This window comes from Paenibacillus sp. Y916, from assembly GCF_056786435.1.
This window is the reverse complement of record NZ_JBXCJA010000011.1, coordinates 140,889-151,741: the sequence shown is the minus strand read 5'-3', so window position 1 is coordinate 151,741 and position 10,853 is coordinate 140,889. Positions and strand designations below refer to the sequence as shown.

Genomic DNA, 10,853 nt, shown 5'->3' with positions numbered 1-10,853 from the left:
GGAATGACGGGGATCGCCTAATCAAAAACGAACCGTTAGGTTGGTGTTCTTAGGAATCTCCCACTTCAAACAGACCGTAAGGTCGGTTAAGTGGTGAGTAGTTCAATAGAGATTCATTCCCATAATTATGAATAAATAAACCGTACTCCTATATAAGGACTACGGTTTTAGCATTTCTTAATTCAGTTGGAGTTGTTATTTACTTCACACAAAATGAGTATACTTCCTATGCAGAAGGAATGCCGGAGTTTGTTATTCCGTACACAGACTTCCGATAACCATACGATCAACTTTTTAACTTCAAACACTTGATTTGCCTATGAGAGGCGACAAGGTTTTTTTGTGTTAATGACCTGACAACAGGCGAGTCCGATAATTATGTAATGCTTAGCAGTACACAAGTTTTCATCGTTTGCGTCACAAATCCCTTACATGGGTAATAACGTATAAATAATCTTATAATAGAAAGGCGTGATCAAACGTGTATCAAAAGTATTCTGCTATCATGAAAATCTCGATTTTCGTCATCGTTCTATCTCTATCAGCATGCTCAGGAGCAACTGAGCCTGACGCCAACCCTGAAACTTCAACACCGGATAATCAAGCGGTCACCGTTCCTGTATCTGAGAACGAGAGAACTCCGGAAGTGACGCGTCCCCAGACCGAAAGTTTTGATTTGATGACGGGTGAGGGTAACCAATCACATACGGCCACATTACATCAAGGTGAAGGATTTTCCTTATACGTATTCGAAAAGTTTACTTTCGACGCTGCTGAAGGACGTATGTTTCTTAGCAGCAATCCGGAATACGATGTCGAAATCGAATCGCTACCTGCTAATTTTGACCTACCACAGCTTAAAACTGCAGGGAAAGAGGAATTGGAAGAGTTCGGCGAAGTATCCGATTTTAGTGGTGAGCTTGTTGAACATCCCCTGGGTTCCGCCGAGATCTATCTTCAAGTTTCGAGTGATGAAGGGATTAACGATTATATCGTGTGGAAGTCAGAAACAGGTGAGGCTTTCCTGTTCCGTCTTCACAATCCAAAAGGTGAGGAAGCTTCGGATTTTTCCAGTCCGGTCCTCGTGTCATTATCAACGGTTCAAAGTGATTTATAATGAACGAGGTTTCAGCACCAATATAATTTCTCCAACCACACTTGGAAGAACACTTTTCATCCTGGAACGCTGCTAGCAGCTACTTCCATTAACATCGGAGTTGTACGAGTTGGAAGGCTATGAAATAAAGCTAGTTAATGTTAAATTTTGTGTCAATAACAACTTCTAGTTTCCGATAATAGTAAAGAATCGTTTATTCTACTTACAGAATAAAGTCATATCAAAACCAGAGTCCACTTAATGTACACTGTAATACGGGGATCAACTTTTAGGGTAATACGTCGAAGCTATTATATGGATGCGTCTGAGCAAAACATAATTGAGAGTAAGTTCGGTGTGACCAAGCGAAGGTTCGGGCTCGGTCGTATTCGTGGCACACTCGGTATCCTTCTGTCTCTTCATGAGGTAGAAGGTTTTTTTCGTTTATTTGGACCGCTGTGGTTATAGACAATAATTGCTAAATCATGTATAGTTGATTGCACGAGTAACCAACTGATCAACGTCAATTGTTTTAGAGAAAAGAGGTACTAGATGAAACCGACATTGGATGAATCCCAACCAATATTTCAGCAGATTGCCCAAATGATGATGGACGAAATCGTGGGAGGTGAATTGAACGAAGAGGATCAAATCCCTTCCGAAAATGAACTGTCAGGCTTCTATAACATCAATCGTGCAACAGTACGCAAGGGTCTCCAGGCTTTAGTGGATGCAGAGATTATTTATAAACAAAGAGGGATAGGAATGTTTGTGAAGAGTGGAGCGAAGCTTCAATTGTTGAAGGAACGTCAGCTTCATTATCGAGAACAGTTCATCCTTCCCTTGTTGGAAGAAGCGAAGAGAATCGGATTAAGCAAGGAATCGGTCGTTCAGTTAATACAGGAGGAGGAGTATTGATGCTATACGTAAACGAAGTCGCATATTCGTACGATAACGTACCCGTTCTCGAAAAAGTATCATTTGAGGAGAAGGAACCGGTGATCGCGGGGCTGTGGGGTCGCAACGGTGCTGGCAAAACTACGCTGATGAGACTACTGGCCGGTCATCAACGACCTCACAGCGGAACGGTTCAAGTTATGGGCTTGGCACCTTACGGTAACCCTGTGGCAGTTCGGCATGTTTGCTACATGCAGGAGGATCATCCGTTCAGCTCGATATGGACGGTACAGGATGCACTACGTTTCGGTCGATACTTCAATCCCAACTGGGATCAAGCTACGGCAGACCATCTGATCGAAACTTTTAGATTGGACCCCAAGAAGAAAGTATCCAAACTGTCCAAAGGGATGAAGTCAGCACTTCAGTTTATTATCGGGTTATCTAGCCATGCTGACGTAACGATACTCGATGAGCCGACGAACGGTCTGGATGCCGGGATGCGGAGAAAGTTGTATGAGGCATTAAGAGAAAGCCATGAGGATTCACCTCGTCTAATTCTGATTTCGAGTCATCATATTGAAGAAGTCCAAGCAATCTGCGAATCGTTGATCGTTATGCACAAGGGTAAGTTGCTGCATCATCAACCGATCGACGAGTTCCGCGAGCAAGGTATATGGTTGGTTGGCGAACGGAGCGCGGTGATAAACGTTATTGACGGTCATAAAGTTCTGGAGCAGAGCACGATGGGAACGAAAATCAGGGTGATGCTTGACGCTCCATACTCGAAGCAATGGAAGGAGCAAGCGCAAGCTCATGGGCTTACCATTGAGAAAGTAGACTTGCAAAATTATTTGCTAAATATAACGGAAGATGCGGAGGTATACGTATGAACGCAAGGAGCGCGGTATTTCGGTTGATGTACGAGGATGTGGGCTGGTATTTTGCTAAACTCTTGCTGCTGTTCATTACCGTTCCGTTAACGATCGTATGGATCATCGTCGGCTTGGTCTTTGATCTCGATAAGGATACACTTGCTTCGATATCCGGGCCGACTTATTTCTTTATCCCTTTTTTCTGCCTCTTCGGATTCAAATCCCTCTTTGCGATCTCAATCGGGATGGGTAGTACGCGGAAACAATTCCTTAGAGCTTTCTACGGCATTGGTTTGATAGGCGTTATATTTAGCATATTATGTCTGAACTTATGCCAATACGTGCTATTGACGATCTATCAATTGAATTCGGTAGAGGCAGGTATTATGCATGCTGCGAGGTTGTTTTTGGGGGAGTACCATTTCTTCACCTATTTGTGGATCGATCTGATGGTGGGGATGGTTGGCTTCGGTCTTTCTTTCTTCGGCTATGCCATCGTGTATCGGTTAGGATTCACACGGAGCGTTATCATGCTCATGATCGTAATGATCGCAGGCATATTTCTTTATTATGGAGGCACTATTACGGCCTTGTTCGACTGGATGTCGAATTTCAAGATGAGTGCGATGGAGATCGCTTCATGCGTTGGGGCAGTGAGTCTGGCTGCTTTATTCGCCACGTATCCGATGCTGCGTCATGCGCCATTACACCCGATGCCGAGAAAAGGGTAAGGAATAAATGGATGAGGCTCAGATTCATTACTTATTCATTATCTAAATAATTAATGGAATTAATAAATTTATGTAGAATTTGCAACCTTTCTTGATTATCTAACGTTTATAGAGGGTAACTAATGATTATACCTCTATATGGAAGTAACTAACACGAGAAAGGGATGTTGTAAATTGAAAACGAATAAAGGGAAAAGAAATCTACTAACGGCTACACTTGTAGCAACTCTTTTGGCGGGTCCTATGGCGATGTCATTACCTGTTGAGCATGCATCTGCGGCAACTACCATTTCAAAGTTTAAGACGATAGCAACACCGTTTAGCATTGAAGGAACTCGTACGAATATTAATACGATTAATAAGAATAACACAACGTACATTGCGTTGCGCCACCTTAATGACAGTTTAGGTCTTAGTACGAATTATGTGAAGGCAACCCAGATGGTTAACATTGAGGGTAGAAATCGGTTACTACAGATTGGCCTAAAGAATAATTCAACAACACTTAACGGGCAGCAGCTTATCTTTGGAGCTGAACCGTTTCTTCAAGACAATACTACTTACCTGCCGCTTCGCTTCGTGTTAGAGCGGATGGGTTATGCTGTTTCCTATGATCAAGCTACCAAAATGATTGGAATTCATGCAATTCAAGAGAATAAGCTAAAGATTAACTCAGAAGTAGTCGGTGCAGATGGAGACGGCAAGTCATTGCTTGTGTATTATCCGGTTATCTCGGGTTATGAGAATACTGCCGTTCAGCAGAAAATAAATACATTTTTGAAGAACGAAGCTGATAAGAATATCTCGGCTGGTTCGAAGCAAATGGATCAGGTTGTAGCAGGTAACAAACAAATCTTAGCCGATAATCCCAAAGCCACGATTCGACAACCGAGCTTCGATGGTCATTATACGGTAACTTATAACGAACAGGGTAAACTGAGCCTATACGTGAATTACCACATCTATTCTGGGGGAGCTCATGGGGATACTGCACGCATTCCTTATACATTCGACCTAGTAACTGGAAATATACTCTCATTGAAAGAGGTCGCAAATAATGAGAAGTACGTATCGATTATTAACAATAAGATTAAGTCTCAGGTTAAAAGTCGCAATCTGCCATTGAATCCCCCTTTCCAGACGATAGAGGCGGATCGTGATTATTTCCTTAATCGTAATGGGGTTGTCATCTACTTTACACAAAACGAGTATACTTCCTATGCGGAAGGAATGCCGGAGTTTGTTATTCCGTATAAAGACTTCAAATAAGAGAATACGTATGAGTTTTGGCTTGACACTGACCTTCTATGGGTCAGTGTCTTTGTTTTTAATAATAAGATTATGGATTGGAAAAGATATAAAGAAGATAAAAACGAAATGAGGTGAACACATGTCGAATCATTCATTGTCAAACAAAGAGGCGATTGAGACAGTCAGGGATCTGATTAAAGGGATCGACACAGCTATGCTCACGACGGTAACGGAGCAAGGATTGGTGTCACGTCCAATGAAGACACAGGAAGTTGAATTTGACGGTGACCTGTGGTTCTTGACGAAAAAGGATACTAACAAATATCAGGAACTCCTCCGAAATCCAAGTGTGAATGTAGCTTATGTAGATAAGTCCTACGTGTCTTTACGAGGAGAAGCAGAGTTGGTATCTAGTCCAGCCAAAATAAAAGAATTCTGGAACATTGCTTACGAGAAGTTGCTGGAGACTACTCCCGACGATCCGAATCTAGTTTTGTTAAAGATAAAAGCGGAGTCGGCCGAATATTGGGAAACGGGAAATAAAACGAAGATGGTGAAGCAGCTATTCTCGAAAATTACGGGAAAAGGATCAGATGAATCAGATCTGAACCATACCGTTGACTTGAACGGATAACTGATGATCTAAAGCGTATATTAAGGCACTCCTTAGGGGTGCCTTTTATTTTGCTACTCTCAGATTGGTGGACATAATTAGAACTCCATAGATAATCTTTTAGTAGCTTCGCAAATGTTATTCATGAAAATACACTGACTTTTAATGGAAAACAACTGTTTATTGAATATTTTCGTCCGTATAGGAACGGTATAATAGAAGTGAATTACGAGTGAACAGAATTTGAACTGAACATCATAGGAGGTGAATTTGCGACGAATGAAAGCGCATTTAAAAATTTAGAATGAACGAGAATGTCTTGTCTGAAAAAAAGAAGGAGAAGGTGATTAGGAAAAATGGGAAAGAAGAGCATCGTTAGTAAATTTTTATTGGTATCTTTCGGAGTAATTCTATTGGTTAGCATGGTTGGTATACCTAATGTGAATGCTAAACCAAACCGAGATGTAAAGATGAATGGGGGCATACAATTAGAAAACCTAGACAGGGGACTCATCGCGGCTTCAACATCGGATGGTATATTTCTGAGTTGGAGATTATTAACCCATGAAGTAACGGGTCACTCGACGACTGGATTGACAGGCGTAGACTTCAATATTTATCGGGATAACGTCAAGATTGCCACAGTTAAGGATAGTACCAATTATTTAGATGCAACTGGAACGATGCAATCGAAGTATTCTGTATCCACGGTTATTAATGGTAGGGAAGCAGAGCAAAGTGCTATGATATCACCTTGGGCAAATAGCTACTACGATATGCCACTTCAGAAACCAGCAGACGGTGTGACTCCTGTAGGCGAAAGTTTCACTTACTCAGCGAATGATATGAGTGTAGGAGATGTGGACGGAGATGGCCAATATGAACTATTTGTAAGCTGGGCGCCATCGAATTCTAAGGATGTATCCCAGAAAGGATATACCGGTGAGACTTATATTGATTGTTACACAATAGATGGAACCCTTCTATATAGAATTGATATGGGTGTAAATATAAGATCGGGGGCCCACTACACTCAATTTATGGTATACGACTATGATGGGGATGGTAAATCAGAAATGATTCTCAAGACAGCTCCTGGTACTAAAACAATAACGTATGATAACGCAGGGAATGTAAGTTCAGAGCAATATGTCACGATGCCAAAAGAGGATATTCAGGCTGGTTATAGTCATCAAGATGATTATAGGATGAGTAGTGAAGACTACTACAACCATATGGTTGAAATATTCATGAACTGGGATAAGCATGAAGAAGTTCTGAATGGCCATTGGCCAGCCACACTCGAAGAAAGCTTCGGGATCGAGAAGAAGTATAGTTACCCGCTTACGAAAACAGATGCGGAAAGCCTCACGGATTATTTCATGGACGTCTATGCTCCGAGCCGAAGTGATAAAAATAAACTCAGAGAGTTTGAAGGCTTTATTATCAATGGGCCAGAGTATATTACGGTATTTGAGGGTGCGACGGGTAAGGAGTTGCAGACAGCTCCATATAAGCCAGGGCGGCATGACGATGGTCTAATGTGGGGAGATTATGCGATGGCGCGTATCGAACCAGGCAATCGAGTAGATCGCTTTCTTGCAGGTGTAGCTTATTTGGATGGAGAAATACCTTATGCAGTATTTGCGCGGGGATACTATACTAGAACGACAATGGTAACATATAGTTGGGATGGAAATCGAATCAAGGAACACTGGTTTGTAGACAGTGGCTGGACTCCGATGAGTAATCCCTTTAATGATGGGCCACATGGTAGGGATGGAACAGACCCAGAATTTGCAACCCTTACGACGCAGGGGGCTCACTCATTGAGTGTAGCAGACGTTGATGGCGATGGTAAGGATGAAATTGTATACGGCTCTGCAACAATTGATCACGATGGTAGTCTTTTGTACAGTTCGATGGATGTTATGCCTCCTCAAAGTGCAGCACCTGGTACGATAGCTAGATTAGGCCATGGAGATGCGCTTCATGTTGTGGATATTGACCCCGACCGTCCTGGACAGGAGATATTTATGGTACATGAGGGGGGCAGTTGGGCTCCTTATGGTTATACTTTACGTGATGCGAAGACTGGCAAAGTTATTTATGGTGGTTATACAGGTAAAGATACGGGTCGTGGAATGATCGGCGATGTTGATCCATTCCAGCGTGGACTTGAGACGTGGGCTGTTGGACTATGGACGGCAAATGGGCAACAGATCAACACGAAAATTCCGGGTACAAATATGAACATTAAATGGTCAGCAGACATGACGACCCAGATTGTCAATGGGGCAATAGAAGTAACACCGACGATTGAAGATTGGACAAAAGGCGTCCTTCTTACAGCTACCGATACTAGAATGAACAATCATACGAAGGGAACACCATCACTCGTCGCTGATCTATATGGTGATTGGAGAGAGGAAATGTTAGTCCGTACTACCGATAGTTCTGCTATCCGGATGTATGTAAGCACCGAGGTTACGAATCATAAGTTGTATACTTTAATGCACGATGCGCAGTATCGTACAGGAATTGCGCGTCAGAACACAAGCTATAATCAGCCATCCTATCCAAGTTTCTACTTGGCATCCGACATGGATTGGTCTAAAGTACCATTCTCCCCCTCTGTTTCAATTCATGTAAACATCATGGATGCTTTAGTAGAGGAATATAGTTTATCAGGAGAATTGAAGGGGGCTATCCAGAAGGAGTTAAGTCAACTTATGAAGCAGATGAAGCGGGATTTAGATAAAGATTCAGATAAAAATATCCTTAAATCGATGAAGAAGGTTGTTACGAATCTTGATAAATATAAGAATAAACATAACAATTATATATCTCCTGAGGCGCAGCAGAATCTAACCTATTACGCCACACTTGCCATCGCAGTCGGAGGGAAGGATAAGTAGTAGATAGGGATGCATGTACCGAAAGTATGATGAACCGAAAGTATGCAATCATTCATGATTGTATGCTTTTTTTGTTTTAATTAAACGGGCATCGTATATTGAGGAAGTTGAAATCATACTAGCAAGTGTCGTAATCTATATTTTAGAGTTAAAATTTCAATGGTTTATTTTGGAGCTTGGATATCATTTTAATTCCTTCCGTTCCAATAATACTTCCTACAGACGCAAGCAACATGCTTGAATAAATAATTTTGACCACCCAATAAATAACGGAACCCGTAGCTAAATCTAAGATTAAAAACTTTTTAATGGTTGATCCTTTAATTGTATAGAGCACGAATTGATTTTGTTTTTTGATTTTAACATGCTCTCACACCTTTATCATTTTTACAAAAGATATGGAAAGAGAGGTTGTCATATACGTATCCTTCCGTTTATTTCGGGAGTATTAGTTCATCAAAAGGAGGGGACAAGGAGATCATGATCGAGACTTACGTATCCTCCCATAGCACATGTACATCAAAGTGCCGTACGGTGGTTTGTTTTTTAGCTGGTGTACTAACGTATCTCAATAATTTTGAAGATGCTGCCAGTGAGATTGCCAAAAGGTATCGAGATGTCAAAGTTGTGATGATCTTTCCCTTTGGAATTGCAAACGAAACTACGGGTTCCTCATTAATCCCTTTACTGGCAAGACAAATTACCCAAGTTGGTTATGACCTAACTCATGCCCAGTCTAAGCGGGTAACTAACGTATCGCAAATCATTCGCGAGCATGCAGCAGTTTCGGATCAGGTAATCCTTATCGGGCATAGTGCCGGAGGTGTAATCGCCTATCGGGCAGGACTTGATTTGGAAGAAAAAAACGGTTTTCAGCATATTCAAGTATTTGCAGTAGGATGTCCAAAGTTTCATTTGAAGGACATTGCATATAATAACAGGTTTATCTATATCACTGGTCAGAATCCGGACAAGATTACCCGAATAGGTAGCTGGCGTAAGCCAGGTTCTATAGTATACCGAGGAAGACCGGGACGCGAAATTCAAATGGAATTTAATCCAGCTCATCTGGGATGGCAGTTTCATGCTTCGTATTTTCTGAAGTCAGCCTGGACGGATTCGAACCAAGTGTTCCGTACCAATTCAGAAAACTTAATCACCAAAATCCATGAACTGTGCCCAGGAGACACATGAATACTTATTAAAATCCAAAGATTAGCGGGAATACATATGAAATCGGAACGACTCATATCGGCATGGACCGCGATAAGTGCTGTCCTCCCCGAGCCGGACGTCATGCACAACACAATCATCATCAAAGGTTAATCAAGGGCTTTCGTTCTACTTCAAAAGGGAACAACTTCTTAGCAGTCTCAAATAGCTTCCCGGTAAATAGGAAACAAATCCGTCGTTTGATCCGAAGGAATAAGCAGTCCTACATCGATTTCCCGGTTATCCAACCATTCCTGCACATCAACCTGGAATTCACGATCGTGGAAGGTACCATTGCCGTGTTGTGGAAGCGAACGGATAGAGCGGCTTAAGTAGTTATTGATCATAGCAGAAAATGAAAAAAGGACCTGATGGATACTTCAGGTTCTTACATGTTTCATATAAACAGACGCGATGATATTATCATTTTGCATATAATGATGTATATATTTACATAAATAATGGATTTTTCACTCTAAATGTACATGCCACTAAAGCTCTTATTAAATATTGTTCGCAAATTAATGGTTAGGAGAGATGTTCAATGAGGCCGCTGGTTCTCGAATTACAGGAAGTGGAACATACGCAGCTATTGCTTGTTGGCGGAAAAGGGTTGAATTTAGGAAAATTATCAGAAATAGAAGAAATTCAAGTACCCGAAGGATTTTGTGTGATAACTGTGGGATATTAACAAGCCCTCGAACATAACGAAACATATTATGCTTTGCTGGATCAACTAACCATGCTACAAGTTGAAGATCGTGAACAAATTGGTCATATCAGCAGGAAGATCCGAGAAATCATTATGGAAGAAGAAATTCCACTAGCCTCAATATCTTTTAATGTGGCTTCTGACACTACAATCTGACTTCCGAATATATTGGAATTAAGCATATTCTCCATTTAGAGCTGATAATACGGTAATCAAGGTAAGCGAGTTGGCATTACCTTTCATCCGGTGCTTTCTGAAATCGCTCATCATTACAAAAGATCAATAGGTCTAATAATTTTGCGATGGCACCTACAACGCGATATTATTGTGATCCCGAAGTCCTCGAATCCACGAAGGATCAAGGAAATAGCGAAATGTTCGATTTTGAGCTGACCGATGAAGAAATGGAGAGGATTCGTCGTTTAGAAACAGGGACAAGATATTCGTTAAGCCCGACTGGGTATATGGTTAATCCGCTGTATGTAAAACTTATGAAGCTGTTTGTATGACGTTGATTCTGAATATATAGTGTTGTGGTGCGCACATTT

At 41.5% G+C, this 10,853-nt stretch carries 13 protein-coding genes and 1 pseudogene; 12 read left to right on the top strand and 2 right to left on the bottom strand.

Annotated elements, in window-relative coordinates; genetic code table 11:
- Positions 1–131: 131 nt before the first annotated feature.
- The 9 genes from AC1TO9_RS19745 to AC1TO9_RS19705 all read left to right on the top strand — a co-directional run bounded on the left by AC1TO9_RS19745 (position 132) and on the right by AC1TO9_RS19705 (position 8,381).
- Positions 132–278, top strand: coding sequence for a DUF3298 domain-containing protein (locus AC1TO9_RS19745; protein ID WP_482060260.1), 147 nt, complete (start codon positions 132–134; stop codon positions 276–278).
- A 227-nt stretch (positions 279–505) separates the two neighbouring features.
- Complete coding sequence (locus AC1TO9_RS19740; RefSeq protein WP_482060256.1) at positions 506–1,117, top strand: hypothetical protein; 612 nt, start codon at positions 506–508, stop codon at positions 1,115–1,117.
- Between the two features lie 294 nt (positions 1,118–1,411).
- The gene (locus AC1TO9_RS19735; protein ID WP_482060255.1) at positions 1,412–1,564 is read left to right on the top strand and encodes a hypothetical protein; all 153 of its coding nucleotides are present in this window, start codon (positions 1,412–1,414) and stop codon (positions 1,562–1,564) included.
- Positions 1,565–1,648: 84 nt separating this feature from the next.
- The gene (locus AC1TO9_RS19730; protein WP_482056826.1) at positions 1,649–2,014 is read left to right on the top strand and encodes a GntR family transcriptional regulator; all 366 of its coding nucleotides are present in this window, start codon (positions 1,649–1,651) and stop codon (positions 2,012–2,014) included.
- Positions 2,014–2,886: an ABC transporter ATP-binding protein gene (locus tag AC1TO9_RS19725; protein WP_482056827.1), complete on the top strand. Its 873-nt coding sequence runs from the start codon at positions 2,014–2,016 to the stop codon at positions 2,884–2,886. The genes AC1TO9_RS19730 and AC1TO9_RS19725 overlap by 1 nt, the downstream gene beginning before the upstream one ends.
- Complete coding sequence (locus AC1TO9_RS19720; RefSeq protein ID WP_482056828.1) at positions 2,883–3,599, top strand: hypothetical protein; 717 nt, start codon at positions 2,883–2,885, stop codon at positions 3,597–3,599. The genes AC1TO9_RS19725 and AC1TO9_RS19720 overlap by 4 nt, the downstream gene beginning before the upstream one ends.
- A 174-nt stretch (positions 3,600–3,773) precedes the next feature.
- On the top strand, positions 3,774–4,868 hold the full coding sequence (locus AC1TO9_RS19715) for a stalk domain-containing protein (protein WP_482060254.1): 1,095 nt from the start codon (positions 3,774–3,776) through the stop codon (positions 4,866–4,868).
- A gap of 121 nt (positions 4,869–4,989) precedes the next feature.
- Positions 4,990–5,484, top strand: a complete 495-nt coding sequence (locus AC1TO9_RS19710; protein ID WP_482056830.1) for a pyridoxamine 5'-phosphate oxidase family protein — start codon at positions 4,990–4,992, stop codon at positions 5,482–5,484.
- A 401-nt stretch (positions 5,485–5,885) separates the two neighbouring features.
- The gene (locus tag AC1TO9_RS19705) at positions 5,886–8,381 is read left to right on the top strand and encodes a rhamnogalacturonan lyase (protein WP_482056949.1); all 2,496 of its coding nucleotides are present in this window, start codon (positions 5,886–5,888) and stop codon (positions 8,379–8,381) included.
- A 148-nt stretch (positions 8,382–8,529) separates the two neighbouring features.
- Here AC1TO9_RS19705 and AC1TO9_RS19700 read toward each other — a convergent pair whose 3' ends face one another.
- A complete protein-coding gene (locus AC1TO9_RS19700; RefSeq protein ID WP_482060253.1) occupies positions 8,530–8,718 on the bottom strand; it encodes a hypothetical protein in 189 nt (62 codons plus the stop codon).
- Positions 8,719–8,861: 143 nt separating this feature from the next.
- Between AC1TO9_RS19700 and AC1TO9_RS19695 the strand changes: the two genes are divergently transcribed.
- On the top strand, positions 8,862–9,575 hold the full coding sequence (locus AC1TO9_RS19695; RefSeq protein ID WP_482056831.1) for a lipase family protein: 714 nt from the start codon (positions 8,862–8,864) through the stop codon (positions 9,573–9,575).
- Between the two features lie 179 nt (positions 9,576–9,754).
- Here the strand turns inward: AC1TO9_RS19695 and AC1TO9_RS19690 are convergent, their stop codons facing one another.
- Positions 9,755–9,940, bottom strand: a complete 186-nt coding sequence (locus AC1TO9_RS19690) for a hypothetical protein (RefSeq protein WP_482056832.1) — start codon at positions 9,938–9,940, stop codon at positions 9,755–9,757.
- A gap of 197 nt (positions 9,941–10,137) precedes the next feature.
- Here AC1TO9_RS19690 and AC1TO9_RS19685 point away from each other — a divergent pair.
- Positions 10,138–10,419: pseudogene (locus tag AC1TO9_RS19685) on the top strand (PEP/pyruvate-binding domain-containing protein); the annotation flags it as partial.
- A gap of 132 nt (positions 10,420–10,551) precedes the next feature.
- A complete protein-coding gene (locus AC1TO9_RS19680) occupies positions 10,552–10,698 on the top strand; it encodes an aldo/keto reductase (protein WP_482060252.1) in 147 nt (48 codons plus the stop codon).
- Positions 10,699–10,853 lie beyond the last annotated feature (155 nt).